Below are 25,562 nucleotides of genomic sequence, written 5' to 3'. Positions count from 1 at the left end.
TCGCCCGCCGAACCCCAACAGGGCGCGCAGGCCAAGAGGAAATGCGATGACGATCCTGACCGACCAGTTCTTCGACAGTTTCGCCACGTCGGTGAAGGCCACCGAGGAGGCAGAGACGCTGCCGCCCGAATGCTACACCGACGAAGCCTTTTACCGCTTTGAAAAGGAAGCGCTGTTCTACCGCGAGTGGCTGTGCGTCGGGCGCGAGGAATGGATCGAGAAGCCGGGCGATTATTTCACCTGCACCCACGCCAACGAACCGCTGGTGATCGCGCGCGACCGCGCCGGGGCGATCCAGGCGATGTCGTCGGTGTGCCAGCACCGCGCGATGCTGGTGGCCGAGGGTCAGGGCAACACCCGCGCGTTCGTCTGCCCCTATCACCACTGGACCTATGACCTCGACGGCGCGCTGGTGAACGCCCCGGCAATGGGCAAGACGTGCAATTTCGATCGCAAGGCCAACGGCCTGCCCAAGCTCAAGGTCGAGCTGTGGCACGGTTTCGTCTTCGTCAATTTCGATGCCGAAGCCGCGCCGCTGGCGCCACGCCTCGCCGCGATCGAGCCGGTGGTCGCCAATTACGAATTCGCCCGGCTGCGCGGCCCCGCGCCTGCAAAGCACGAATTCGCGTGGAACTGGAAAGTCCAGTTCGAGAACAATAACGACGGCTATCACGCCAACCGCCTGCACCACGGGCTGCACGATTATATACCGAGTGCGCTCGCCAGCTTCCCCGAAGTCCCGCGCGAGACTGCGGGCTATTACCGGCTCAACGGGTCGCTGCATCCCAATGCCAGCTTCAACCCGACCGAAAAGGCGCTGTTCCCGGTCTTTCCGAAGCTGACCGACGAGGAGCAGAACCGCCTATTGTTCGTAAACCTGCCGCCGTCGCTGTCGCTGGTCGTGCTCAACGACGTGGTGATCTACCTCATCATGGATGCGCGGTCCGCCGGCACGCACGGGCTCACCTTCGGCAGCCTCTATCTGCCCGAGGCGATGGCCGATCCGGCGTTCGAGGAAAAGCGCGCGATCAACGACGAATATACCGCGCACATCGTCGCGCAGGACCTGCATGTCGATCTGCTGGTCCAGCAGGGGCTCGGCTCGAAATTCGCGCCGCGCGGCCGCTATAGCTGGCAGGAGGATGCGCAGCGCCAGTTCAACCAGTGGCTGGTCGACCGCTATTGGAGCGAATGGGACCGCCGCCGGGGCCCCTCGGCACCGGTCAGCCAGATCAAGCGCGCGTCGTAGGATGGCATAGGCCCCTCCCCGTTCGTGCTGAGCTTGTCGAAGCACGGTGAGTCTCACAGCCCTTCGACAAGCTCAGGGCAAACGGTGGGGGTGCTCCCCTCCCAACCCCGAAATCCCACCCCCGCCGCGCTCCCCACGGCCAGCCCATGCTGGCCGCAGGAGCACTGCGCCCACTCGAAAAGGCCCCCTGCATGACCAACACGCTGATCTTCGTCGACCTGGCTTCCGACGATCCCGCCGCCGCCGGCCGCTTCTATGCCGAGGTGTTCGGCTGGGAGAACGACGCCCGGCCGGAGGGCATTTACCACCGCATGGTCCCCGGCGGCTTCTTCCAGCACAAGGACGGCAGCGACAGCCAGATCGGCAATCTGCACCTGGGCATTTTCGACGCCGCCAACGCCCGCCCGCATCCCGATCCGGCGGGCGTCGAGCCGCGCACCATCGCCGCGCCGGGGCGCAAGCCGCGCATCTGGATCCTGATCGGCGATGACGACAGCGCCGAACGCATCCTCTCCGCCGCCGAAGAACGCGGCGCGACGATCCTGTGGCGCAATCACTATTGGGCGGAGTTCAACGGGTACAACCACGCCTTTGCCGATCCGTGGGGCAACGAGATCCTGCTGTGGGGCAAGGCGGGTGAAAACCCCCAGATCCCAGCGGACTATACCCGCGAATAGCCGCCGCTGCGGGGGCTGGGCCAACAACTTGTGCGCATCGGCACAAGACCCGCCCCCGCCCGCATCCCTAGCCTTTACCCAAGCCAGCACGGGCACCGCCCGCAAGATGACGAGAACCATGACCGCATCCCCCCACGCCCGCAGGAGCAACTGATAATGCCCCGCCTGCCGCTCGTCTTTTTCGGTCATGGCAGCCCGATGGTCGCGCTGGAGATCAGCGATACCACGCGCGCATGGCGCGGCATCGCCGACCAAATGCCCCGGCCAAAAGCGATCCTGTGCATTTCCGCGCATTGGCAGACGCGCGGCACCGCCGTCACCGCGATGCCCCAGCCGCGCACGATCCACGATTTCGGCGCCTTCCCGCCCGCGCTGTTCGCCATGCAATATCCCGCGCCGGGCGATCCCGAACTGGCCCACCGCGTCCGCGACCTGCTGGCGCCGATGCCGGTGTCGCTCGATACCGGCTGGGGGCTGGATCATGGCACCTGGACGGTGCTGGTCCATGCCTATCCCGACGCGGACATCCCCGTCGTCCAGCTCGGCATGGACCTGGCCAAAACGCCGGAACAGCATTGGGCGGTCGGCCAGGCGCTGCGCCCCCTGCGCGACGAAGGGGTGCTCATCATGGGCACCGGCAACATCGTCCACAACCTGCCGGCGATGGACTGGGGCAATCCCGACGCCCCGCCCTACCCCTGGGCCGCGCGCTTCAACGCCGCGATGTTGGACGCCGTCGCGACCGACCAGCCGCAGCGCGTGATGGAATATGCGGCTCTGGGCGAGGATGCCGCGCTGTCGGTGCCGTCGCCCGACCATTTCCTGCCGCTGCTCTATGTCCTCGGCGCGCGCCATCCCGGCGAGCCCGCGGCGTTCGGGCCGGATTTCATCCACCACAAGTCGCTCGGCATGACGAGCATCGTGATCGGCGCATGAACGACGCGCCCGGTACGCTTTCACCACGGGGGAAATGTTGATGTCTTTGGTCGGCGAGAATCAAGCCGTTCGCGAACAGGTTCGGCCCGGCGCGCTGCATTTCCTGCGCGCCACGCCCGATACGGTGCACTGGGGCTATTTCTCGCCCGAGATACCGCCGGCGCTCACGGTGAAGAGCGGCGACCTGATCCAGGCGCAGGCAGTCACGCATCACGCCGGCGACGATCCCGTGCTGATGTTCGACGACGAAATCCGCCGGATCTTCACCGAGATCGAGCCCGAGACGCGCGCGCCGGGCTGCCACATCATGACCGGCCCGATCTATGTCGAGGGCGCGGAGCCGGGCGACATGCTCGAGGTCCGCTATTTCCAGATGACGCCACGCTTCGCCTATGGATCGAACCTTCAGGCGAACTGGGGCCATCTCTACCAGGAATTCGGCGAGACCGAGCGCGTGACCATCTATCGCCTCGATCCCAACGCCAACACCGCCAGCGCGCTCTATGCCTATGACGTGCCGGACAAATATGTGACACCGGGGCGGATCACCAATTGCCCGGTGTGCGATCGCCAGCCCGCGCTGCCCGGCATCACCATCCCCGCGCGCCCGCATCTGGGCACCGCGGGCGTGGCGCCGGCGGTCAACGATCCGGTCAGCACGATCCCGCCGGGGCTGCACGGCGGCAATATCGACAATTGGCGGATCGGCGCGGGGGCGACGATGTTCTACCCCGTCCAGGTCAAGGGCGGGCTGTTTTCGATCGGCGACCCCCATGTCAGCCAGGGTGACGGCGAGATCAGCGGCACTGCGATCGAGGCCTCGCTCGACGTGCTGTTCCAGATCATCCTGCGCAAGGATTTCAAATTCCCCTCGCCGCTGCTCGAGACGCCCGATTGCTGGATCGTCCACGGCTTTGGCGACGATCTGGACCAGGCGATGAAGAGCGCATCGATGGACATGCTCCATTTGCTCCACGAGCATCAGGGGCTGTCGAAGGTCGATGCCTATTCGCTGATGAGCGTCGCGGCCGATTTCGGTGTGACCCAGGTGGTGGACGGCACCCAGGGCATCCATTGCCGGATCGATCGCCAGATCTTCGGCGGCAAGGGCATCGTCAAGGACGTGGGATGACAGCCGCGCGCGGGCCGCGCATCGTGCCGGCCTGCGCGCCGCTTCAGGATGGAGGAAAGATCGTGACCTATCAGGTGCTGGACGTCCGGCCGATGACGCGGCGCATCGGCGCCGAAGTGTTCGGCGTCGACCTGAACCAGCCGCTGGGCAACCAGGAAGTGAGCGAGTTGCACGACGCGCTGATGGCGCATCAGGTGATCTTCTTTCGCGATCAGCCGCTCACGCATGAGAGCCACAAGCGGCTGGGCCGTTATTTCGGCGACCTGGCGTATCACAGCGGGGTGTCGGGGCTCGCCGATCACCCTGAAATCGTCGCGATCCATGCCGATGCGAACAGCACGTTCATCGCCGGCGAAAACTGGCATTCGGACCTGAGCGAAGATGCCGAGCCGCCGATGGGCAGCATCCTGCACATGCACACGCTGCCCGCCGATGGCGGCGATACTTTGTGGTCGAGCATGTACGCCGCGTACGACGCACTATCCCCGGCGATGAAGGCGTTCCTGGAGCCGCTCACCGCAGTGCATGATTCCAATCACATCTACCGCGAGCTCTTTCCCGACGTGGACAAGAAATACCCGCGCAACACCCATCCGGTGGTCCGCACCCATCCGGTGACCAAGCGCAAATGCCTGTTCGTCAGCCAGTCGAAGACGATCCGCATCAACGAATTGTCGAAGCCCGAAAGCACCGCAATCCTCGAATTCCTGTTCGAGCATGTGAAGGACCCCAATTTCCAGGTCCGCTTCCGCTGGCAGAAGGATTCGGTGGCGTTCTGGGACAATCGCTGCACCCAGCATTTCGCGACCTGGGACTATTTCCCCGACGTCCGCTCGGGCTTCCGCGTGACGATCGCGGGCGACAAGCCGTTTTGAACCGCAGGGCGGCGGATAAGGCGTGGCGCCTTACCCGGTGAACAGCGCCTTGCGGATCACCGCATGGACGCCCCAATTGCCGTTCACGACCTGCGACACCCCGAAATCGACGCCGACCGACAGCAGCGAGATCGCCTCATCCTCGGTCAGCCCCTTGGTCGTCATCAGGAACCGACGCGCCTTGCGAAAGGCGTCGCGCATCGCCGCGTCGATCGAGGATTTCTTGTACACTTCGCTCTGCGCATCCTCCCCCAGTTCCTTCAGGTAATCGGGGTGGCTGAAGCCGACGATCACCCATTCCTGCTCGGTTTCGATCAGCGGATAGTCCAGGTCGCGCAACTGGTCGCGCAACTCGCCCGCCGGGTGGCGGATCACCTGGATCAGCGCGGTCATCGAACATTCGATCGCCGTGCCGCACAGCTCCGAATCGCCCTGCGACGCGTGCGGATCGCCCAGCGACAACAGCGCGCCCGGCACCTGCACCGGCAGGAACACCCGCGCCCCCGGCCCGGTGCGCCAATTGTCCAGATTGCCGCCAAAGCTGTTCGGCGGCACCGAATCGACCAGCCCCGAATAGGCCGGCGCCACTGCGATGAAGCCAAAATGCGGGCGGATCGGGATTTCGACGTTGCGCAGCACATCGTAATTGCGCTCGATCGTCGCGGGATCGACCGGCACGCCGGGATAGTCGTAGCGCGGGTGGAGATGGCCTGACGGATCGGTCTGCGGGGTCCAGCGATAGCTGTACACCGCGTGCGCACTGGCCGGACGCCCGCTTTCGGCCTCGACTTCGTAGATGGTGATGACTTCACGCTGCTTGGGCTCGGTCAGCAGGTCCTGATAGTGAAAGCCCCAATAGGTCGCGGCGTTGCTGCCGAATGCCTTGCCGGCGAAGCGCGGGTTGCCGCTGGGGCGCGGCTTCAGGTCCAGGATGCGCACTTCGATCAGGTCGCCCGGCATCGCATCCTGCACCGCGATGGGACCGGTGCAGATGTGGACGCCGAACCCCTCGCCCGGCCCGCGCCCCAGCGCACTGGCGTCCATTGGGCCTGCCCCGCGCCTGTCGACTGCTTTGTGGTGATGGTCCCAGTGATAGACGCTCTCTGCGCCCGGATCGCCCTGCACCATCCGCTCCGGATCGTCATTGGCGTGATGCGTCAGCGTTTCGATCGTCACGAAATCGCCCGAGCGGACGTGGAGTACCGGCTTGAGCGCGCGGCTGAGGAACCCCCAGTGAATGGTCCTGGGGCTGACCGGCAGGTGATGGTGGCGCACCGTGTCGCCGCGGGGCACCGCGTCGAGCGTCGGTGCGGTCGGCGCGACGTCGTCTTCGGACAAGTCCTCGACATCGACTTCGGCGGCCAATCGCTCGCGCCGCGCCGGACGGCCGCGATGCAGCTTGGCAAAGGCTTCCTCGTCCGCCACGGGCGCCTTGCGATATTCGCGCGGCGAGATGCCATATTGCTCGCGGAACGCCCGGCTGAAGGACGCGGAATCGTTGAAGCCCCATTGGAACAGGATGTCGGAAATCGATTTCTGGACGTGCAGCGGGCTGCGCAGGTCCAGCCGACACCGTTCCAGCCGGCGCACCTTCACATAATGGCCGAAGCTGTCCTCGATCGATTCGAACAGTTTTTGCAGATAGCGCGGCGAGATGCCGTGTTCGGCGGCGACCTGCTGGTAATTGAGGTCGGGGTCGCCCAGCCGGATCTCGATCGTCTGGAAAATGCGCTCGAGCAGCGCCGCGCGCATCCCCGCCGCGCCGCCCAGCGCCTTGGGCGGGGCATTGTCGAGCAGGCTGGCGAGGAGGAATTCGGGCAGCGCCATCTCCACCGGACGCGCCTGATCGGTCGTAATCTCGCCGATCGCATCGGCCAGCGCGCGGAGCATCCCGGAAAAGACGCGCGCGGTGCCCGCATCGGTCCCGATCCGGCGCGGCACTTCGGGCAGCGGCGCTTTCAGCCGGGAAGTCAGCAGCGATTGGGGCACGCGAACGATCAGCGTGCGATTGTCGCTGCTGAACACATGCCGCCCCACGGAGTCGCCGCGCCCGCACACGATGTCGCCGTCGCTCAGCAACAATCGTTCCGGGCCGCTCACCAGATGCGCGGTGCCGTCGAGCAGCAGCGACAGCCAGAAGCTGCCCTGCTGGTCGCTGAAGTCGATCGTCCAGGCCTGGGCGGTGCCGGTCAGCCGGAAGAAATCGATGCCCAGGCTGCCCCGGAAATGGATAATCTCGCCGTACAGCCCCTCCTCTGCCGCATCGAGCTGGAGCGACACGCGCTGCAACGCAAAACGCCACGCTTCGCGGCGCTGCTCCTTGGGATAGGCGTTAGTGGTAAATCGCACGACAGCAACCAGCGCCTTCGGAGATCATCCGGCTCCTCTCGGTCGGGGATTGCCGACCATGAGGGCAGCCTATGGTGCAGCGCAGTATCACGTCAATCCCGTTACGGTCGCGATCAGAAGGGCGAGGTCCCGGACCCGTACACCGATGTGGGACCCGACGGGCCGGCGCTGTCCGGCCCCCGCCCGCATATCGCGAGCATCGTAAGCGCATAGACCAGCGCGCTCGACGCCATATCTTCGGGCCGGGGACGCCAGCGCGGCATGCCCGTGGTGAGGGCTGGGACTCGGTGCATGTTGAAGACATTGTGGTCGCGCCACATGCTCGAATAGACCGGGTGCGCGCGTTCGAGCGGGGCGGTGCGGGCCAGTCGGGTAGCGGCATCCACGGCCCCCGCCAGCGGCGCGACGGCGGCGTCGGGTGCCTCGAATCCGTGCCGCACCACCATCGGCTCGACATCGAAGCCCGCGACATCCACGCCCCGCATCGCCGCAACGATGCCATGCATCGCGTCCGCCGCCTTTTGCCGGGGGTTGAGCGTCACATCGAGGTACAGCGCGCACACTTCCGTACCGGCGCCGAAATCGAACGGCATTCCGCCGCGCACCGACGAAAACTGCACCTTGGGCACCACGCGCCCGCCGGGCAGATCGAGTACCGAGTCGCGCTCCCATTGCTGGCTCCAGCGGTGGAGCGCGTCGATCACCGGGCCCAGCCGGTAGATGGGGTTGGGATGCTGCGCCGGATCGGCGGGTGCGTCGAGGATCGGCGTGAACACCCCGCTGCCGAAGATTCGGATGCGAAACAGCGCATAGCCGCACCCGACCCAGGTCGCCCCGAAATCGGTGCCCTCCGCCGCGATCGCGTAATCGGGCGCGACGCCGCCATGGTGGAACAGGTAATGGGCGCCGATATCCTTGCCCATATAGTCGATGCCCGAAAATTCCTCGATCGGCTCGGGCCCGATCTCGCCGGGACAGGCGGTGAGCCAGGTCTTGCCCGCCAGCGTGATCCCCGCCTTGCGGAGCGCCTTGGCGGCGATCAGGAAGCACGCCATCGGCCCGCGATCGTTCGAGATCGGATAGCCGCGCAGCGCGCCGTCCTCGATCCAGCATTGCTGCCATTCGGGGTCGGCCAGCGTCGATTCGCGATAGCGGAACTTGTCCTGTTCGCGGATGCCGCTGGGGCTTTCGGTATCCAGATGCGCAGTGAAGAGCAGATTCGCGCCGGTGCCGGTGCCGCCGGTCTCGCCGATCACATTGGGGCGATCGGGGGTGGCCCCCACCTTGCGTGGGCAGAACCCCTCGCGCTGCATCCACTGGTAGACATAGTCCGCCGCCGCCGCCTCGCTGCGCGACGGGGCCGGGATATTGCCCAGCGTCAGCGCGAGTTCGACCAGTTCATCGGTATCGATCGCGGCAGCAATCGCGTCGCGCTCGGCAGGGGTGACCGCATAGGGCGCATGCGCCGGATCCGCAAAGGCGCCGGCGGGTTCCGGTCCGTCAGCCACGGGCGCGCGAGGATGCTGTGTTCATGCCCCCTCGTCCCGCGTCCCGCCGCCGCTGTCTTGATCCTGCGCGCCCTATCTATGTCCGATCAGGCAAGCGCGAGCGGCGACGGCGACGCAGCCTCGTCCGCCTGATAGCGCGGCAACAGCAGCATCAGCGCAGCGCCGGCCGACAGGCACAGCGCGCACACCAGCACGCCCATCCGGTAATTGCCCTGCGCATCATAGGCGGCGTCGAGCAGCACCGGGGTGACGCCCTGCGCCACGATCACTGCCGAATACATCACGCCGATGATCGTCCCGAACGCGCGCAGCCCGAAATAGCGCGCGATCAGATAGGGCATGGTGCCATATTGCGCGCCCAGCCCCACGCCCAGCAACGCCCCGCCCAGCATCAGCGCGGGCGTGCCCATGCCCAGTTCGAGAAGCGCCAGCCCGACCACCGCCATCGCATACATCGGGATCACCACCTTGGGGCTGCGGCTGCGGTCCAGCACGCGCCCCGTCGCGATCTGCCAGGTCGAGCCGACCAGCGCGAACATGCTCACAGCGGCGGTGCCGGCGCTGATGCTGAAGCCGCGATCGACGACGATCGGCACGACATGGCTGAAGATCGCGGTGGTGGTCCCGGCCCCCACTGCGATCGACACCAGCAGCACCCAGAAGCGCGGCATCCGCGCCGCCTCGGCCAGCGAGAGACCCTCGGTCGACGGGGCGGTATCAGCGTCGGCGGCGACGACACTGCGCGGGGCATCGCGGAGCATCAGGAACAGCGCGGGAAACCCGACGATCAACACGATCGCACCGATCGCCAGATAGCCCGCACGCCAGCCATATTGGCCGACCACCATCGCCGCGATCACCGGAATTGCAATCGAGCCGACGCCGCTGCCCATCCCCGCGCTGATGCCCAGCGCCATGCCGCGGCCCTTGTCGAACCATTCTGCGATCACCTTGGAGAATAGCGGCGTGCCCGCCACGCTGCCCGCAAGGCTGACGATGAAGAAGGTGAGGTAGAATTGCCCGATATGCCGCGTCGTCAGCGCGAGTGCGGCGATCGCTACGCCGAACACCAGGTTGGCGACGATCAGCATCCGCCGCGCCCCGTGCCCGTCGGCAAAGCGCCCGGCGAGCGGATAGACCACTGCCCCCACCACAGCCATCATCCCCAGCACCACCGAAATCTGCGCGCGGGGCCATTGAAACGTCTCGGACAAGGGCAGCAGGAACAGCCCGAACACCGAATGCACTGCGGGCGTCATGCTGACGATCGTGCCCAGCGTACAGGCCGCGAGCACCCGGTAGCGGGCGGCATCCCCGCTCACAGCACGGGCCATGCGCTGGGTACGGTCATGCCCGCACGGGCCAGCACCGCCGGCCCCGCCACCTCGACCTCGGCATAGAGTTTTTCCTCGTCGATCAGCGTCGATCGATAGCTGTCCACCACGCGGCGCCCCTCCACCCACACGCTGTGCACCCCGCGCCCGTCGGCGGAGTAGATCAGCTGGTTCACGACGTTCAGCAGCGGCCGCCATTCGGGCCGGTCGCGGTCGTGCAGCACGAAATCGGCCTTTTTGCCCGGCTCCAGCGATCCGATGCTGTTCGCCATCTGCGCCCCGCGCGCGCCGTTGATCGTGCCCATTTCCAGCACACGATAGGCAGAAAACAGCGTTCCATCGCGCCGCGAATCCTTGAACAGCCCCGCCGTCACGAACATCGCGCGCATCAGGTCCGCCGCATTGCCATTGTTGTTGCCATCGGTGCCGAGCTGGAGGTTGACGCCCAGCGCCGCCATTTCCGGGAACTTGCCCATCGCGGTCGCGCCATAGGCGCCCTTCATTGCCGTCATCGGGCAGTGCGTGACGTTGGTGCCGCTCGCCGCGAGCAGCGCGACTTCCTCGTCGTCCAGATGGATGGCGTGGGTCAGCGACAGATGCGGCCCGAGCGCGCCGATCCGCGCCAGATGGGTGATCGCGCGGCAGCCGGCGGTTTCCAGATAGAATTCGGGGTCCGCCGGGTCCGCGCTCATATGCGCCGTGATGCCCGCGCCGGTTTCCGCCGCCAGCGCGGTCGCCTCGCGCCACAGATCGTCGGTCGCGGTATTGTGCCCCACCAGGCACGGCCATGTCGCGAGCAACGGATCGCCGCGCAGCGGATAGCGTGCCGCCTGCGCCTCCATCGCCGCCACGGCGCGCGCGGTCAGCGCGGCCTGGTCGTCCTCGGGCGCAAAGGCGCGGTCCTGCACCCATTGGCCCAGCCGCCCGCGAATGCCGGTGCCGGCCAGCGCCTCCATCACTGGGTCGAGGTTCAGGATCGTCCCCGCCTCGACGAAACACGTCGTGCCGGTGCGCAGCATCTCCAGCGCGGCGAGCGTGGCGGAAAGCTGCTCGTCGGCGGGCGTCTGCGCCATATAGGTGGGGACCAGCCATTCGAAGACGTTGGTGCGCCAATCGGCATCGTCGGGCACGCTGCCGCGGGTGATCGGCTCGCCGGTGATATGGATATGGCAATTGACCAGCCCCGGCGTGACGACGAAGCGGTCGCGCGCGTCGATCGTCTCGCGCGGCGCAACCTGGCGCTCGACCGCTGCCGAAGGCCCGACCGCGACGATCCGGTCCCCGGCGATCGCAATCGCGCCGTCGCGATAGATTCGCCGTTCGGCGTCCATCGTCACGATCCACGCATTGCGGATCAGCAGGTCGACCGGCGTGGGAACCGGATCGGGGGGCGTCATGCTGCCCATGCCGCGATCACGGCGTCGCTGGTGGTCAGCAGCGCGCAGTTCTTTTGCAGCACGTTGAGCGTGCCACTGTGCAGATCGGGCTCGTACGCCGCACAGGCATCCGACGCGACGAAGACATGATAGCCATGGTGGAACGCCGCGCGCGCAGTCTGATCGACGCAGCAATCGGTGCTGAGCCCGGTCATCACCACCGTCTCGATCCCGCGCGCGCGCAACTGCGCGTCCAGATCGGTGCCGTGAAAGCTGTCGAACATCAGCTTTTCGATCTCGATATCGCCCGGTTGCGGCGCGACGCGGTAATAATCGGCGCCGCCATCCGCCACGCGGCAGATCGCCTGCCCCCCGGGCGTTCCCCGGCGCGCGTACAGCGTCCTGAGCGCGTCCGAATCGGTCTCCGGCCGCGTCACCACGCGCATGAACGCCACGGTCGCGCCCGCGGCGCGCGCGGCGGCGATCAGCGCCTCGATCCGGTCGATCGCCGCCTCCGCCGGCGCCATGTCCACGCCATAGCGCGCGATCAGGCCATGGGGCGCGGCGAAATCGGTCTGGATGTCCACCACCACCAGCGCGGTGCGCGCCGGGGGCAGCATATCCTTTACCGCCGCCGCGTCGAGATGCGGCAACCCGACTGGCTCAACCATGCACCGGCACCTTGATCTTGCCGGGAAAGCGTTCGCGCAGCGCAGGCAGGACATGGGTGCCGAAGGTCGGAATCCCGGTCAGGTAATCGGGGAAGATCAGCATCAGCCCGTCGGTGTCGGACACTTCGAAAATCTCGCTCAGCCGCTCGATCACCGTCTCCGGCGTCCCCAGCACATGCGGGGTCATGAATGTCGAGCGGCTCTTGGCGACAAAGGCGTTTTCCTTGCCGATCTCGGCATCGAGGAAGCCATAGGCGCGCATCATCCCCCACAGCGCTTCCTCGTCCAGCCCTTCGCGATACCGGGCGGCGGTCTTTTCGGCGTCGGCGTCGCTGTCGGCGAACACCACCGTCATCATCGAATAGGTGCGGACATAGCGGCCCAGTTCGGCAGCGTCCTCCTTCGCCAACCGGCTCGCGACGGCCAGTTCCTGCGCATTGCCGCCGGTCAGGAAGATCGCATCCATTTCTTCGGACGTGAAGCGCATCCCCTTTTTCGACGAGCCCGCGCATACCAGGAACGGGCGCTTTTCGGGCTTGGGCCAGGACTGGCAATCGTCGAGCTGGAAATATTTGCCGTCCATGGTCACCGAATCCTCGGTCCACAGCCGCTTGATCGCCGTGATCCACTCCTTGGCCAGATCGTAGCGCCCGTCATGGTCGACCCCTTCGGGCCAGGCACCCATTTGCGAGAACTCGCCCTTGTACGCGCCGGTCACGACGTTGAGCCCCGCACGCCCGCCGCTGACCTGGTCGAGCGTCGCGATCATCTTGGCGGCAACCGCAGGGTTCTGGAGGATCGTGTGGATCGTCGTCCACACCTTCACCTTGGAGGTGACTTCCGCCAGTGCCGCCATCAGCACGACCGGATCGAGCGTGCGGTTCCAATGCCCGGTCTCGCCGCCATAGCCGCGGAACTTCGACATCGACATGATGAAATCCAGCCCCGCCTGCTCGGCGAGCACCGCAACCTTGCGGTTATATGCGTACGAACCGTCGAGCGGCGGCGCGTTCTTCGACAGGATCCACCCGCCATTGGCCATGGGCATGAACACGCCCAGATCCTTGCCGCCGCTGTCGGAGGGAATGCCGAACGGTGTCGGCTCAAAGTCGGTCGTCATATCGCCACCCCCAGGAATGTGGCCCCAGCTTAGAGCGGCTGCCGCCGGGTTCTTGATCCGCCGCGCATATTAAGTTGCAGCAGCCCCGCACGCCGCCAGCACGGCCGCGCGGAGCGGCATCGCGGGCACTGCACCGGACGCCAGCGTGCACAATCCGGCAGCGGCGTTGGCGATGCCCAGCGCGGCATCGATCGCGTGCCCCTCCTCCAGCAACGCCGCCAGCGCGCCGCAGAAGCAATCGCCGGCGCCCACCGTATCGACAGGCCGCACCGGCAATGCGGGGGCATGGAAATGCCGATCCGCCCACACTGCCACGGCGCCCGCCGCGCCCAGCGTCACGATCACCACCTGGTCCGCCCGCGCGCGCAGCATCCGCGCGGTTTCCACCGTCGCCGCCAGCGTTTCGGCGGCGGCGCACCCGGCATACCAGGCCAGTTCGTGTTCGTTGACGATCAGCACATCCACCAGCGGGAACAAAGCCACTGCACTGGCCAGCGCGGGAGCGGCGTTCAGGATGCGCAGCCGGGCGGGCGCGGAAAAGGCGGCGGCGAGCGTCTCCGCCGGCACCTCCATCTGCGCCAGCACAACATCGCCCGCCTCGCCCGGCGGCGCCATCCCCGGCGTCAGCCGGGCATTGGCGCCCGACGCGACGATGATCTGGTTCTCCGCGCGCGCATCGACGGCGATATAGGCCGTGCCGGTCGATACCTCCGCCAGCCGCGCGACCGCACCCACGTCCACCCCCGCCGCGCCCAGCGCCTCGAGCATCCAGCGCCCTGCCTCATCGTCGCCGACCGCGCCGACCATCCGCACCGCCGCGCCCATCCGCGCCGCCGCCACCGCCTGGTTCGCGCCCTTGCCGCCCGGCAGTCGCAGCGTCTGATGCGCCATCACCGTCTCGCCCGGCAGCGGCAACTGCTCGACCCGCGCGATCACATCGACGTTGATCGACCCCACTACGCACACCGCCATGTCATCCGCTCCGCTCGTCCTTGGCCGACACGGAGCATGGCCGCTCCGCCGGTGGCAACTGCCTTTCGGCGCGATGCGCCGGTCGCCAAGTTTTGCGGCGACGCACGCAAAGAGCGGCACGACGCAACGCCCCTAAGCTGCGGCTCGAATTTGGGGGAGTGTGCCGGTGACGACGTGGCTGATAACGGGCGTGAGCAGCGGACTGGGCAAGGCGCTTGCCGCTGCGGCGCTGGCGCGCGGGGATATGGTGATCGGCACGGCACGGCGCGACGCCGACCTTGTGGCGTTCGAATCGCAGGCCCCGGGCCGCGCGTTGGGGATTCAGCTCGACCTGGCGGTGCCGGGCTCCGCAGCGGCTGCCGTTGCGCGGGCGGAGGCGATGGTTCCGCAGATCGATCGGCTGGTCAACAATGCCGGGTACGGCATGGTCGGCGCGATCGAGGAGACGGCGATCGACCAGGCCCGCGCGCTGTTCGACGTCAATGTGTTCGGCCCGATGGCGATGATCCAGGCGGTGCTGCCCGCAATGCGCGCCCGCCGCGCGGGGCATATCGTCAACATCACGTCGCTGAGCGGCTTTGCGCCCTGGTGGGGCACCGGCATCTATGGCGCGAGCAAATATGCGTTCGAGTGCATCGGCCAGACGCTGGCGCAGGAACTGCAACCGCTGGGTATCGCCGTCACCAATGTCGCCCCCGGCGGCTTCCGCACCGGCTTTGCCGGCACCGCGCTGGTCGAGGCGGAACGCCATATCCCCGATTATGACGACGGCGCCCGCCAGTCGAAGTTGAGCCTGCTCGCCGGGCGCGGCAACGAACATGGCGATCCGGCCAAGGCGGCGCAGGCGATCCTCGCCGCGCTCGACGAACCCGCCCCCCCGCGCCACCTGTTCCTGGGCGAGGACGCGCTGCGCCACGCCCGCGAACATTTCGAAATGCTGGAGGGCGAAATGCAGCGCTGGGAGGCGCTGTCGCTGTCGACGGCCTACGCGCTGTGATCGCGATCCACCCCCTCACCCCGCATATGGGCGCCGAGATCGACGGGATCGACCTTACCGCGCCCCTGTCCGAAGCGCAGGGCGCTGCGTTGCGCGCGGCGCTGGCCGAGCATCTGGTGCTGTTCTTCCGCGACCAGCCGATCGGCCACGACCAGCACAAGGCGCTGGCCCGCGTGTTTGGCGACATCCACGTCGCCGCCGCCACCGCGGCCTGGGCCGTGCCGGGCCACCCCGAAGTGACGCGGATGCACACCGACGCCGGCTCCACCTATGTCCCGGGCGAGGACTGGCATTCGGACATGACCTGCGATCCCGAGCCGCCGCTGGGATCGATCCTGTACCTGCACACCGTGCCCGAAACCGGCGGCGACACCGCCTTTTCGAACATGTTCGCCGCCTATGCCGCGCTGTCGGACCGGATGAAGGCGTATCTGGACGGGCTGACCGCCACGCACGACGCCGCCCGCGTGTTCGGCGCGATCGCGCCCGCCGGCACCCGGTTCAACATGTCGTCGCATCCGGTGGTGCGCACGCATCCCGTCTCCGGCCGCAAGGCCCTGTTCGTGAACAAGCAGTTCACGGCGAAGATCGATGGTGTTCCCAAGGATGAAAGCGCGGCGCTGCTCGCGTTCCTGGCGCAGCATGTCCAGCGCCCCGAATTCCAGTGCCGCTTTCGCTGGCGCCCGCACTCGATCGCGTTCTGGGACAATCGCTCGGTCCAGCACTCGGCGATCTGGGACTATTTCCCGCAAACGCGGTCGGGCTACCGCGTCACCGTGAAGGGCGACCGTCCTTTTTAGGACTGGCCGCCCCCACGGGGGGAAGCTTCAGGAAATCAGGCGCGGCACCGATACCGATGCGATATCGAAATGCGCGTCGGGATGCTCGGGCTTGCCGTCGCGCGGCGCGGCGCGGACCTGGACCACGCCGTTCTTGCCGAAATCGGGCACCACCGGGCGATCGGTCTTGCTGCTCAGCCACAGCCGCAGCAGATGGCGCCGCCGCTGCGCCTCGGGCCAGTCGTCGAACGACGTGCGCGCATGGAGCGCGGCATAGTTGGACAGCCACTGGATGTCGCCGGGGCGGAAATCCATCTCGATCGCCATGCCCGGCTCATAGGTGATCTCGTCGAACAGCCGCAGCACTTCGATCTGGTCTTCGGTCAGCTTGGGAACGCCCGGATAGTCCTGTGCAGTCAGGATATACAGCGAGCCCGCATACATGCTGAACACGCCGTCCACCATCGAGATGACGGGCGAGGTATAGGTATCCGCCGGCGCGCTGTGATCCTGCCGCCGCCAGTCCCAGTGAAACGGTTCGAGCAGCAGCGGCGCCAGATCGGGGCGGCGGCGCAGGATCTCGTTATAGATTTCCGCGCCCGAGACGAGGCACGATGCGCCCCCGCTCTTGGCCGGGCGCAGACACATCAGCGCGACGATGTCCGAACTGTCGGAATGATAGACCAGCTTGTCGCGCACCTTGGACGACAAGGCGGTCGGATCGTCCATCGTCTTGTCCGACGTGGCATAGACATGGTCGATCAGGTCGCCCATCTCGTTCTGGCGGATGGGATCGCCCATGTGCAGCCCGAGCACATAATAGATCGCGGACGACAATATGTCGGAATAGAGCTGGGTGCGCAGCCCGCGCACCAGCACGAAGCCGCGCCCGAAATCCACGTCCTGCCGCCATGCGGCAACCGCATCCGCACAGGCGACCAGCGGGTAGTCGTCGGCCTGCACCGTCCGCAGATCGGGGCTTTCGGCGACGAAACGCGTGCCCAGCGCCTCCAGCTCCGCCACCTGGGCGTCCGACAGGCGATAGATCCACGCGTCCCCCGCCCCCAGCCGATCCCCGCGCCAGGCCGCAGCCCCGACCACCTCGGGCACGCTGATGAGGGTCGCCATATTCGTCTCCGTCCAATCCATTGTGTCACCTTGCCTATCACGCGAGTCCGCGAACGACTTGCCGACACGTGCCGAATTGCTTTTCGCGGGACGCACGCTGGCGCCCGTACTGCCGGCATCGAAGAGGGCGACGGCGTCCTCGCGCCGCGACGTTGCGTAGGAACGGGAAGGGATTACAAGCGCTTGTTATCTGACGCGGGATTCAACGGCAGGACCAATGGCAGAAGTGAGCGTGTCGAATTTCGCAAGGGCCGCGGCGCTTGCCCTCGCGGTAACGGGCGCCTCCGCTGCCGTGGCGCAATCCGATCCTGTCCAGTCCTATGACAGCTATCAAAGCTGGCTCGTCGCCTGTGACAACACGCTGCGCTGTGTCGCCAAGGGGTTCGCCGACGCGAGCGATGGCGCGGAGATTCGCATCGAGCGCGATGCCGGTGGGTCGGGCGCGGTTGTGGCGACGATCAGCAGCGCCACTGTCTTTGCGCCCTCCGATATCCGGATCGACGGCGCGCCGGCGGGCCTGACCGGCGCGGCCTGGGCATACACACGGTCAGAGGACGGAAGCTCGGTCACCAGCAGCGACCTCGCCGCGATCCACGCATTGGTCCAGAAGCTGCGCGGCGCGAAAAGGGTTACCTTGGGAGGGATTGCGGAGGACGACGCGGCGATCCCGCTCGCCGGGTTCAGCGCGGCGATGCTGCGCCTCGACGATCGGCAGGGGCGGATCGGCGGCGTGACTGCACTGCTCAACCGCGGCTCGCGGCCGGCCTCGGTCGTTCCCCCTGCCCCGCCGCTGCCCCGCATCGCGCGCCATCCCGTCGTGGCGCGCCTAGACCCCGGGGAGGAAGCGCGGCTGATCGCGCTGGTCCGCGCGGACCAGAAGGCGTTGTTCGCCAAGGAGGAATGTCAGGACACGCCGCAGCAGCCCGAAGCGCACGCGCTCGACGGGGCGCAGGCGCTCGTCCTGATCCCCTGCATCATGGGCGCCTATCAGGGATCCTCGCTCGCGTTCATCGCCCAGCGAGGAAGCGGGCGGGCGCAGCGGCTGGTCGCGCCGATGCCCTATCGCGGCAACGATCCGGACCGCGCCGACGCCGACTATTTCACCGAGGGCAGCTTCGATCCCGAGAGCGGCACCCTGAGCATGGCCGCACGCGGACGCGCGCATGCCGATTGCGGCGTGTCCGCGAGCTGGATCTGGGACGGCAGGGCGTTTCGCCTGTCGGAGATGGCGCTGCAACAAGCCTGTGGCGGGATCGAGCCTGGCGACTGGCCCACGCTTTTCCGGTCGGAGCAATGATCCAGCCGCGCACCGGATGGCGGCTCCCCCTGGCACTCGCCGGACTGGCGGTGAGCGCGCCGGCTGCCGCCGCGCCGTGGTGGTATGCCGGGCACGACGTCGATCGGGCGGTGTTCGTCGATGTCGGCTCGATCGAGCGCGACCACGCGATCGTCCGCTTCTCCGCCAAACAGGTCATCCGCCGCGCCGGCGATCCGGTCGCGATGACGGTCAGCTTCCTGCAGGCGGATTGCGCGCGGGCGCTGATCGGATGGGGCGGCATCCAGCGCTTTGGCGCGGACGACGCAGTGATCGATACCTCGACTCGCCCCAAAGCGGAGATGGCGCCGGCATCGACTCCGATCGACCGCGCCCAACTGGATTTCGTGTGCGCCGATACGCGCGAGCGCGAGGCGGCGGGCTTTTTCCCGCTGGGCATCGACGACGCGACCTTTACCGAAGCCCTGCTGGGCGAGGATGCCGACGGCCTTTCGCCCCGCGCGCTTCACGATCGCCTGGCGGCCTCGCCGGCGACCGCGGTGATCCGCTCGACCGCCCCCTCCCCCGCGACGTTCGGGACGGTGCAGACCGTCGCGCTCGGCCAGCCGCTTGTCCCCCCGCGCGACTATGGCAAGGGCGCGCAGGTGCCCGATCCCAGGGACTATCCCGCCAATGAGGTCGGACGCATCTACGACGTCGCCTATCAGGGGATAAAGGACGGCGAGATACGGTTCGAGATTCGCGGCTATTCGATAGACGACCTGGCCCACCCCGGCTCGGGCCAGATCGAGACGGTGCGCGTCGGCGAGGCCAAGGCCAGGATTGGCGACCTTGCCATCACGATCCGCGAGGCGCTTCCGGACCGGATCACCTATTCGATCGTCCTCGAGAAGAGGCCGCCGCCCGAGACGCCCTGAACCTCCGGCGGATGCGACGGCGCCGTGGAGGCGTCGAGCGCACCGGAAGGATGATCCGCGGTTGAGCGCCGCGCCGCGATCTTCGCGGTTTACCGGTCCGGGATGCTCCGTCGGAGCCCCGAAACGCGCCCTCCTGCGCCCCTGCAATGGTCGACCCCGCGGCCCCGCCCTGCACAGTTTCTGCACACTAAACGCTAGCAATCCCGACAGCGCGCGCATCGCTTCGCCATTGCCGCCTGCCAAACCGGCGGCGCAATCAGGGGAGCGTTCGCATGGCAGATCGATACAAGCCGTCCAGCGGCAGATTGGCGTTGTTGATCGGGAGCGTCTTTCCGGCGGGGGTGCTGATCCTTGAACTCGTGACTGGCATGTGTGCCGGCACCTTCTTCGATCCGCTGCCGACCTGGGGGCATGTCGTGCTGGTCGCCGCGGTGCCGGTTATCAACTTTCTCCTCTGGCGCGCCGCGCAGCGCGAGAACGCGCCAGCGCCGATACTGATGGTGCTGGGCGGCGTGGCGATCGCGATCGGCGCAGGCTATGCGCTGGTATTCCTGCCTTTGCTCCCCGTCGCTTTGGTCGGCATCCTGTTCATGGGGCTGGGCCTGCTGCCCTTCGCGCCGGTCGGGGCATTGTGGCAGTCGGTGCGGTTGACCGCCGAATTGTCGGCATGGGTGCAGCGCGCCGGTCGCAAGATCGCGCTGGGCGTTACCCTCGGCCTCACCGCCTTGATTGCATTCGACGTGCCGGCGACTGCCACCTATCTGGCGATCGGCTGGTGGCAAGGCGACGCCGCCAGCGCACGCCGCGCGGTGACGACGATGCGCACGGTCGGCGACCCGGACATCCTGCTGCGCCTCAGCTATGGCGATGACGGGCGTGCGACCGGGCTGTTCAGCTTCCTCGCGACTGGCTGGGAAAGTGGTTTCTTCCGACCCGAGCGCATTTCGCCCACCGCCGCGCGCGAACTCTATTACCGCGTCACCGGCACGCCCTTCAACGCCGTCGCGCGCGCCGACGCCGGACGCGGCGCACGGCGCTGGCAATTCGACTGGGACGAGGACCAGGGCGGCGCGGCGGTCGGCGGGCGGGTCCACGGGCTGGCACTGACGCAGTCGCGCATCGACGGATCGGTCAGCGGCGAAGACAATCTGGCCTATCTCGAATGGACCGCGGTCGTGGCCAATGCCGGCGCCCAGCAAGGCGAGGCGCGGCTGACGCTGGCGTTGCCCGAGGGCGCGGTGGCGTCGCGCGCGACATTGTGGGTCAATGGCGAGCCGCGCGAGGCGAGCATCGGCGGGCGCGGCGAAGTGCGTGCGGCGTATGAATCGGTGGTCCGCCGCCAGCGCGATCCGCTGCTGGTCACGACCGACGGCGCCAACCGCCTGCTGGTCCAGGCCTTTCCGATCGAGGCGGGGTCGTCGATCCAGTTCCGCGTCGGTATCACGGCGCCGCTCAGGATCGCACGCGACGGCACGCGCAGCCTGGCGCTGCCGATGATCGCCGACCGCAATTTCGATATTGCGCGTGAACAGCCGCACCATGTCTGGATCGAAAGCGACACCGGGATTAGCGGGCCAGCCGGGCTGGCGGCGACCCGCGCGAACGGCAAGGTGGGCGTCCGCGGCACGATCCCCGACGCGACCTATGCCAGCCTCCATCCGCAACTGGGCGTCGCCCCGATCTTGGCGGCAACCAACCGCAGCGCCGTGGTGCCGCGCCAGGGCGAGCAGCCGGCGCTGACCGTCATCCAGCGCATCCTTCGTGAAGACGCCGCCCGGCCCGCGGCGCTGGCGATCGTCGTCGATGGCTCGAAGGGCAACGAAGCCGTCGCAGGCGCACTGGTCAAGGCCCTCGACGCGCTGCCGGCGGGGCTGCCCGTGTCGCTGCGCATTGCGGCGGAGACGCCGGTCGTCGTCGCGCTGGCGCCGTGGAGTTCTGAGCAGCGCGCGCGCGTCGAGCGGGCGCTGGCCGATGCCAGGTTCGTCGGCGGGCAGGACAATGTGCCCGCCGTCGCCGATGCGGCAGGCGATGCCGCGCGTAGCGATGCGGTGTTGCTGTGGGTCCATGGTGCCCAGCCGGTCGTCTCCGCCGGCAGTCATGCGCAGCTCCATCAAATGCTCGACCGCTCGGCCATGCTGCCGCGGCTGGTGCGCTATCAGGCCCAGCCCGGCCCGGCGCTCAGCGGCAGCGGCCAGCCCTGGTTCGAAACCGCGCGCTTCGTCGCTCCGGGCGCATCCCCGGCGACCGACTTGCCCCTGTTGCTGCGCGACCTGACGCAGGCCGGCCCCGTCTGGCGCATCGAGCGGAGCACCGCGCCGGTGCAGGGTGCGGACCGGGGGTCGATCCACATCGCCCGGCTATGGGCCGCCGGCGGAGCAGTGGGAGCACTCCGCGGCAAGCCCGCCGATCGCACTGCCGCGATCACGCTGGCGCGGCGCCTGAACGTGGTCACGCCGGTGAGCGGCGCCGTCGTCCTGGCGACCGATCGCGAGTATAAGGAGAACGGCCTGGTCGCGCCCGGCGCGGACGAGGTGCCGACGATCCCCGAGCCGCACGAATGGGCACTGCTGGCGATCGTCGCGGGCATGCTGCTGTGGCTGTGGCGCCGCCGCCGTCGCGACGCACCGGCTACAGCCTCGGGCCTGGCGTTCGCCTGATGCATCCCGGCATCGCCGTTGCGCTGGCGGCTCTCGCTTTCTGGGATGCGGTGCGGCTGCTTGCCGGGCGGCTGGGCGACGGGATGGCAGCCGTGCCCCTCGCCGCAGTGCTGGCGGCGCTCGCCTGGCCGGCGCTGCGCCGGCTTCGCCGCGGCACCGCCGTGCCGGTTTCGCCCAAATTGCTGTGCGCGATCCTCGCCGCCTATCTGCTCGTGGCGCTGGCTACACCGCCGCTGGTGCGGATGGCGGTGGCAGTGGCGGGACTGGTGCTGATCCTGCGCGCGGCGGCACGGGATGATTTGCCTGCCGCACCCGCGATCGGCCTCGGCCTGCTGGCGCTGCCGGTGCTCCCCAGCCTCGAATTCTTCCTCGCTTACCCGCTGCGGCTGGTGTCGGCCACGCTCACCGCCGGGCTGCTGCGGATGAACGGGATCAATGTCGGCGTCGACGGTGTTGCGCTGGCGTGGAATGGCGAGCGCCTGCTGTTCGACGCCGCCTGCGCCGGGGTGAAGATGCTATGGGCAGCGCTGCTGCTGGTCAGCGCCATCGCGCTCGCCGCGCGATTGGCTCCGCTCCACTATGCCCGCGCGCTGATGCTGGCCGTCGCCCTCACGATCTTCGCCAACGCCCTGCGCGCCGCCAGCCTCTTCTATCTCGAGAACGGCTTCGTGCCGCGCCTCAGCGGCATGGTTGCGCACGAAGCGGTGGGTATCGCCGCCTTCGCGATGGTCGCGGCAGCGCTGGCGGCGATGGTGATGCCAAGCAAAAAGGCGCGGTTCGCATGATCTGGTCAAAGGTTGCCGTCGGGTTATCGCTGGCAGCGGCGGCAGTGCCGTTTCTGCCCGATGGCGCCTCTCCTCCACCCGCCGCCGCCTCAGCCTGGTCCGATAGCTATGAGGGCCGACCGTTGACGCGCATCGCCCCTGCTCCCGAGGATCGCTTCCTCGCCCGCCAGTTTCCCGGACAAGTCGCGCGGTTCAGCGATGGCCGCCGCCAGATCGTGCTCCGCCGCGTCGTCGCCGCCACCCGCGCGCTGCACCCGGCCAGCGACTGCTTCCGCGCGATCGGCTACACCGTCACGCCCGCGCCGATGCGGCTCGCCCCCGATGGAAAGCCGGCCTCATGCTTCACCGCCACGCGCGACGGGCGGACGCTGACGGCGTGCGAACAGGTACGCGACACCGGCGGCCAAAGCTGGCCCGATATCTCGTCCTGGTATTGGTCGGCGCTGCTCGGACCGTCGCAGGGCCCGTGGACCGCGGCGCTGATGGCGGAGGAAGCCCGTTGACCGGCGCCGCGAGGGGGTGACAGGTATGTACGCGATGAGCCACCACATCCTAGTCGTCGACGATGACCCGCATATCCGCGACCTCCTCACCTTCGCGCTGGCGAAGGCGGGCATGCAGGTGTCGGAAGCCGCAGATGGAGAGGCTGCACTGGCGGCAATCAGCTTGCAGGCCCCCGATCTGATGGTGCTCGACATCAACATGCCGCGCCTCAACGGCCTCGATCTGTGCCGAAAACTGCGCGGCTCGGCGCTGCCGCATGCCGATCTGCCGATCCTGTTCCTGTCGTCGCGCGACGACGAGATCGATCGCATCGTCGGCATCGAGGTGGGCGGCGACGATTATGTCGTGAAGCCCTTCTCCCCGCGCGAAGTCGTCGCCCGCGTCGGCGCGATCCTCAAACGCCAGGGCAGCGGCATGGCCGCGCCCAGCCAGCGCGCGCCGCTGGCGCACCACCGCCTGTCGCTCGATCCGGAAGCATGGGAGGCGCGGTGGGATGGGACGTCGGTGGCGACGACCGCGACCGAGTTCCAATTGCTGCTGCTGCTTGCGTCGATGCCCTCCAAGGTATTCTCGCGCGACGCCATCATCGATCGGCTGCACGGGCCCGGCTTTGCCGTGACCGACCGCACGATCGACAGCCATGTGCGTAATCTGCGGGCCAAGTTCGCGCCCCTTGGCGGAGACGATCTGATCGAGACCCGTGCGGGCATCGGCTACCGCATTGGTGCCTGCGCCTGATCCGCGCGGCGAAGGACTGGGCGAAACGCCATTGGCCGGCGCTGTCGCTGCGCACGATCCTGTTCGGCACCTTGTTGTTCGTGGCGGCGCTGCCGGGGTTCGGTGCGGTGTTCCTGCGGGTGTACGAGAACACTATCGTCCAGCAGACCGAGGCCGAGTTGATCGCGCAGGGCGCGGTGTTGTCTGCCGCCTACAAATCGGCCTGGACCGGCGGTCGCGCCGGTGGCCGCGGGCAGGCAATCGCTCCAGAACCGCCGCAGATCGACCTGCGCACGATGACGGTTCTCCCGCCCAGCACCGCGGCACCGGCGCGCTTGCCCGCGGATTCTGAAGCGGTCGCCGTTGCCCGCCAGCTGGCGTCGATTGCTAGTGATTCTGCAGCAGTCACACTCGCCGCGGTCCGGCTGCTCGATCGCAATGGCACGGTGGTGCTGGGGCGAAACGATCTGGGCGCCAGCTATGCCTCGCATCCGGAGGTCCGCAAAGCAATTGCCGGACGCAGCGATACCGTGTTGCGGCGGCGCCAGGAATATCCCCATGGCCATATATGGGAAGCCATCAGCCGAGCTTCGACGATACGAGTCCACCACGCCCGCCCCGTGATCGTCGATGGGCGGGTCGTCGGGGTAGTGATGCTGTCGCGCTCCCCCCGCGGCCTGATGCTGGGCATCTACCAGGATCGCGGCAAGATCGCGCTCGGGATCGCAGTAATATTCGGCATGCTGGTGGTGCTCGTCGGCCTGTTGTCGCGCGGCATTGCCCGACCGATCACCATGCTTACCGAGGCGTCGCAGCGCGTCGCGCAAGGCTCCGCCGACATACCCGAGACCCCCTCTACCGCGGCGATCGAGATACGCGAGCTATTCGACAATTTCCGCCTCATGGCTGGGCGGATCGACGCCCGCTCGCGCTACCTGCGGGATTTCGCAACCGCGGTCAGCCACGAATTCAAGACCCCGATCTCCGGCATACGCGGCGCGCTGGAACTGCTGGGCGAACATTGGTCGACGATGGACGATACCGATCGCACGCGTTTCATCGCCAATGCCGCGGCGGATACCGAGCGCTTGCAGCAACTGACCGATCGCCTGCTCGAACTGGCAAAAGCGGACATGACGCTCGGCGACTCGAGCGCAGTCGCCGATGTGCTTGCGGTCCTGCACCATGTCGCGGACCGGCTGACCGGCGAACGGCTTGCGATCCGCATAGACTCGCCCCTGCCCCTGGCGCCGGCCAATATCGCGCCCGGAACATTGACGACCATATTGGAGACGCTGATCGACAACAGCGCGCGGATGGGTGCCGACACCGTCACGATGACGGCGCGGATGATCGGGGACCGCATCGAGATCGCCGTCCAGGATGACGGCCCCGGCATACCGACAGCCGACACCGAAAAGATTTTCGAGCCCTTCTTCACGGGCCGTCGTGACCGTGGCGGGACCGGGCTCGGCCTTGCTATCGCTCGTTCATTGGCGAGTGCGACCGGCGCGACGGTGACGGCCAATATTGTGCCTGCCGGCGCTTGCATTGTCGTTCAAATGCAGCGTTCGATGCGAGACTCCTAGCAAAAGCGCGGCCG

At 67.6% G+C, this 25,562-nt stretch carries 22 protein-coding genes; 14 read left to right on the top strand and 8 right to left on the bottom strand.

Features of this window, described 5'->3' with window-relative positions:
- The first annotated feature begins 46 nt into the window (after nucleotides 1-46).
- The 5 genes from TS85_RS05105 (at nucleotide 47) to TS85_RS05085 (ending at nucleotide 4,869) form a co-directional block, all read left to right on the top strand.
- Complete coding sequence (locus TS85_RS05105) at nucleotides 47-1,249, top strand: aromatic ring-hydroxylating oxygenase subunit alpha (RefSeq protein WP_044330835.1); 1,203 nt, start codon at nucleotides 47-49, stop codon at nucleotides 1,247-1,249.
- A 191-nt stretch (nucleotides 1,250-1,440) separates the two neighbouring features.
- The gene (locus tag TS85_RS05100; RefSeq protein WP_044330834.1) at nucleotides 1,441-1,926 is read left to right on the top strand and encodes a VOC family protein; all 486 of its coding nucleotides are present in this window, start codon (nucleotides 1,441-1,443) and stop codon (nucleotides 1,924-1,926) included.
- 156 nt (nucleotides 1,927-2,082) lie between these two features.
- On the top strand, nucleotides 2,083-2,862 hold the full coding sequence (gene ygiD / locus TS85_RS05095) for a 4,5-DOPA-extradiol-dioxygenase (protein ID WP_044330833.1): 780 nt from the start codon (nucleotides 2,083-2,085) through the stop codon (nucleotides 2,860-2,862).
- A 40-nt stretch (nucleotides 2,863-2,902) separates the two neighbouring features.
- Entirely contained in the window at nucleotides 2,903-3,994 is a 1,092-nt protein-coding gene (locus TS85_RS05090) for an acetamidase/formamidase family protein (RefSeq protein ID WP_044335882.1), read from the top strand.
- Nucleotides 3,991-4,869 (top strand): TauD/TfdA dioxygenase family protein, encoded by an 879-nt coding sequence (locus TS85_RS05085; protein ID WP_320407146.1) that lies wholly within the window; start codon nucleotides 3,991-3,993, stop codon nucleotides 4,867-4,869. The genes TS85_RS05090 and TS85_RS05085 overlap by 4 nt, the downstream gene beginning before the upstream one ends.
- Before the next feature lie 30 nt (nucleotides 4,870-4,899).
- Here the strand turns inward: TS85_RS05085 and TS85_RS05080 are convergent, their stop codons facing one another.
- The 7 genes from TS85_RS05080 to TS85_RS05050 form a co-directional block, all read right to left on the bottom strand.
- Nucleotides 4,900-7,218: an acetamidase/formamidase family protein gene (locus TS85_RS05080; protein WP_227698678.1), complete on the bottom strand. Its 2,319-nt coding sequence runs from the start codon at nucleotides 7,216-7,218 to the stop codon at nucleotides 4,900-4,902.
- A gap of 113 nt (nucleotides 7,219-7,331) precedes the next feature.
- Entirely contained in the window at nucleotides 7,332-8,726 is a 1,395-nt protein-coding gene (locus TS85_RS05075; RefSeq protein WP_044330830.1) for a zinc-binding metallopeptidase family protein, read from the bottom strand.
- Between the two features lie 86 nt (nucleotides 8,727-8,812).
- Nucleotides 8,813-10,060 carry an MFS transporter gene (locus tag TS85_RS05070; RefSeq protein WP_044330829.1) on the bottom strand — a complete coding sequence of 416 codons (1,248 nt, stop codon included), beginning with the start codon at nucleotides 10,058-10,060 and terminating at the stop codon, nucleotides 8,813-8,815.
- Complete coding sequence (locus TS85_RS05065; protein WP_044335880.1) at nucleotides 10,045-11,457, bottom strand: amidohydrolase family protein; 1,413 nt, start codon at nucleotides 11,455-11,457, stop codon at nucleotides 10,045-10,047. The genes TS85_RS05070 and TS85_RS05065 overlap by 16 nt, the downstream gene beginning before the upstream one ends.
- The gene (locus tag TS85_RS05060; protein ID WP_044330828.1) at nucleotides 11,454-12,107 is read right to left on the bottom strand and encodes a cysteine hydrolase family protein; all 654 of its coding nucleotides are present in this window, start codon (nucleotides 12,105-12,107) and stop codon (nucleotides 11,454-11,456) included. Before TS85_RS05060 ends, TS85_RS05065 begins: the two co-directional genes overlap by 4 nt.
- A complete protein-coding gene (locus tag TS85_RS05055; RefSeq protein WP_044330827.1) occupies nucleotides 12,100-13,227 on the bottom strand; it encodes an LLM class flavin-dependent oxidoreductase in 1,128 nt (375 codons plus the stop codon). The genes TS85_RS05060 and TS85_RS05055 overlap by 8 nt, the downstream gene beginning before the upstream one ends.
- Before the next feature lie 69 nt (nucleotides 13,228-13,296).
- On the bottom strand, nucleotides 13,297-14,199 hold the full coding sequence (locus TS85_RS05050) for a ribokinase (protein WP_044330826.1): 903 nt from the start codon (nucleotides 14,197-14,199) through the stop codon (nucleotides 13,297-13,299).
- A gap of 166 nt (nucleotides 14,200-14,365) precedes the next feature.
- Between TS85_RS05050 and TS85_RS05045 the strand changes: the two genes are divergently transcribed.
- Nucleotides 14,366-15,196, top strand: coding sequence for an oxidoreductase (locus TS85_RS05045; RefSeq protein ID WP_044335879.1), 831 nt, complete (start codon nucleotides 14,366-14,368; stop codon nucleotides 15,194-15,196).
- Entirely contained in the window at nucleotides 15,193-15,996 is an 804-nt protein-coding gene (locus tag TS85_RS05040; RefSeq protein WP_227698677.1) for a TauD/TfdA dioxygenase family protein, read from the top strand. The genes TS85_RS05045 and TS85_RS05040 overlap by 4 nt, the downstream gene beginning before the upstream one ends.
- A 27-nt stretch (nucleotides 15,997-16,023) precedes the next feature.
- Here the strand turns inward: TS85_RS05040 and TS85_RS05035 are convergent, their stop codons facing one another.
- Complete coding sequence (locus TS85_RS05035; protein ID WP_044335878.1) at nucleotides 16,024-17,103, bottom strand: TauD/TfdA family dioxygenase; 1,080 nt, start codon at nucleotides 17,101-17,103, stop codon at nucleotides 16,024-16,026.
- A gap of 217 nt (nucleotides 17,104-17,320) precedes the next feature.
- Here TS85_RS05035 and TS85_RS05030 point away from each other — a divergent pair, with 217 nt between their 5' ends.
- The 7 genes from TS85_RS05030 (at nucleotide 17,321) to TS85_RS05000 (ending at nucleotide 25,548) form a co-directional block, all read left to right on the top strand.
- Nucleotides 17,321-18,400, top strand: coding sequence for a DUF1176 domain-containing protein (locus tag TS85_RS05030; protein WP_044330824.1), 1,080 nt, complete (start codon nucleotides 17,321-17,323; stop codon nucleotides 18,398-18,400).
- The gene (locus tag TS85_RS23995) at nucleotides 18,397-19,296 is read left to right on the top strand and encodes a hypothetical protein (RefSeq protein WP_052507754.1); all 900 of its coding nucleotides are present in this window, start codon (nucleotides 18,397-18,399) and stop codon (nucleotides 19,294-19,296) included. Before TS85_RS05030 ends, TS85_RS23995 begins: the two co-directional genes overlap by 4 nt.
- 272 nt (nucleotides 19,297-19,568) lie before the next feature.
- On the top strand, nucleotides 19,569-21,953 hold the full coding sequence (locus tag TS85_RS05020; protein WP_077228468.1) for a VIT domain-containing protein: 2,385 nt from the start codon (nucleotides 19,569-19,571) through the stop codon (nucleotides 21,951-21,953).
- On the top strand, nucleotides 21,953-22,738 hold the full coding sequence (locus tag TS85_RS23990; protein WP_162184700.1) for an archaeosortase/exosortase family protein: 786 nt from the start codon (nucleotides 21,953-21,955) through the stop codon (nucleotides 22,736-22,738). The genes TS85_RS05020 and TS85_RS23990 overlap by 1 nt, the downstream gene beginning before the upstream one ends.
- Complete coding sequence (locus TS85_RS05010; RefSeq protein WP_155006305.1) at nucleotides 22,735-23,241, top strand: hypothetical protein; 507 nt, start codon at nucleotides 22,735-22,737, stop codon at nucleotides 23,239-23,241. Before TS85_RS23990 ends, TS85_RS05010 begins: the two co-directional genes overlap by 4 nt.
- A 34-nt stretch (nucleotides 23,242-23,275) precedes the next feature.
- Nucleotides 23,276-23,980 (top strand): response regulator transcription factor, encoded by a 705-nt coding sequence (locus TS85_RS05005; protein ID WP_044335874.1) that lies wholly within the window; start codon nucleotides 23,276-23,278, stop codon nucleotides 23,978-23,980.
- Nucleotides 23,981-24,060: 80 nt separating this feature from the next.
- Nucleotides 24,061-25,548, top strand: a complete 1,488-nt coding sequence (locus TS85_RS05000) for a sensor histidine kinase (RefSeq protein ID WP_227698776.1) — start codon at nucleotides 24,061-24,063, stop codon at nucleotides 25,546-25,548.
- Nucleotides 25,549-25,562: the final 14 nt, after the last annotated feature.

This window comes from Sphingomonas hengshuiensis, from assembly GCF_000935025.1.
Taxonomy (GTDB): Bacteria; Pseudomonadota; Alphaproteobacteria; order Sphingomonadales; family Sphingomonadaceae; genus Sphingomonas; species Sphingomonas hengshuiensis.
The sequence above is the reverse complement of the archived record's forward strand: the minus strand, read 5'-3'. Positions and strand labels throughout refer to the sequence as shown.

Coding starts and splice junctions, on each gene's coding strand:
- TS85_RS23995 (WP_052507754.1), top strand. CDS start 18,397: ATGATCCAGCCGCGCACCGGATGGCGGCTCCCCCTGGCACTCGCCGGA.
- TS85_RS05055 (WP_044330827.1), bottom strand. CDS start 13,227: ATGACGACCGACTTTGAGCCGACACCGTTCGGCATTCCCTCCGACAGC.
- TS85_RS05105 (WP_044330835.1), top strand. CDS start 47: ATGACGATCCTGACCGACCAGTTCTTCGACAGTTTCGCCACGTCGGTG.
- TS85_RS05030 (WP_044330824.1), top strand. CDS start 17,321: ATGGCAGAAGTGAGCGTGTCGAATTTCGCAAGGGCCGCGGCGCTTGCC.
- TS85_RS05065 (WP_044335880.1), bottom strand. CDS start 11,457: ATGACGCCCCCCGATCCGGTTCCCACGCCGGTCGACCTGCTGATCCGC.
- TS85_RS05060 (WP_044330828.1), bottom strand. CDS start 12,107: ATGGTTGAGCCAGTCGGGTTGCCGCATCTCGACGCGGCGGCGGTAAAG.
- TS85_RS05100 (WP_044330834.1), top strand. CDS start 1,441: ATGACCAACACGCTGATCTTCGTCGACCTGGCTTCCGACGATCCCGCC.
- TS85_RS05010 (WP_155006305.1), top strand. CDS start 22,735: ATGATCTGGTCAAAGGTTGCCGTCGGGTTATCGCTGGCAGCGGCGGCA.
- TS85_RS05070 (WP_044330829.1), bottom strand. CDS start 10,060: ATGGCCCGTGCTGTGAGCGGGGATGCCGCCCGCTACCGGGTGCTCGCG.
- TS85_RS23990 (WP_162184700.1), top strand. CDS start 21,953: ATGCATCCCGGCATCGCCGTTGCGCTGGCGGCTCTCGCTTTCTGGGAT.
- TS85_RS05020 (WP_077228468.1), top strand. CDS start 19,569: ATGGCAGATCGATACAAGCCGTCCAGCGGCAGATTGGCGTTGTTGATC.
- ygiD (WP_044330833.1), top strand. CDS start 2,083: ATGCCCCGCCTGCCGCTCGTCTTTTTCGGTCATGGCAGCCCGATGGTC.
- TS85_RS05035 (WP_044335878.1), bottom strand. CDS start 17,103: ATGGCGACCCTCATCAGCGTGCCCGAGGTGGTCGGGGCTGCGGCCTGG.
- TS85_RS05050 (WP_044330826.1), bottom strand. CDS start 14,199: ATGGCGGTGTGCGTAGTGGGGTCGATCAACGTCGATGTGATCGCGCGG.
- TS85_RS05005 (WP_044335874.1), top strand. CDS start 23,276: ATGAGCCACCACATCCTAGTCGTCGACGATGACCCGCATATCCGCGAC.
- TS85_RS05090 (WP_044335882.1), top strand. CDS start 2,903: ATGTCTTTGGTCGGCGAGAATCAAGCCGTTCGCGAACAGGTTCGGCCC.
- TS85_RS05085 (WP_320407146.1), top strand. CDS start 3,991: ATGACAGCCGCGCGCGGGCCGCGCATCGTGCCGGCCTGCGCGCCGCTT.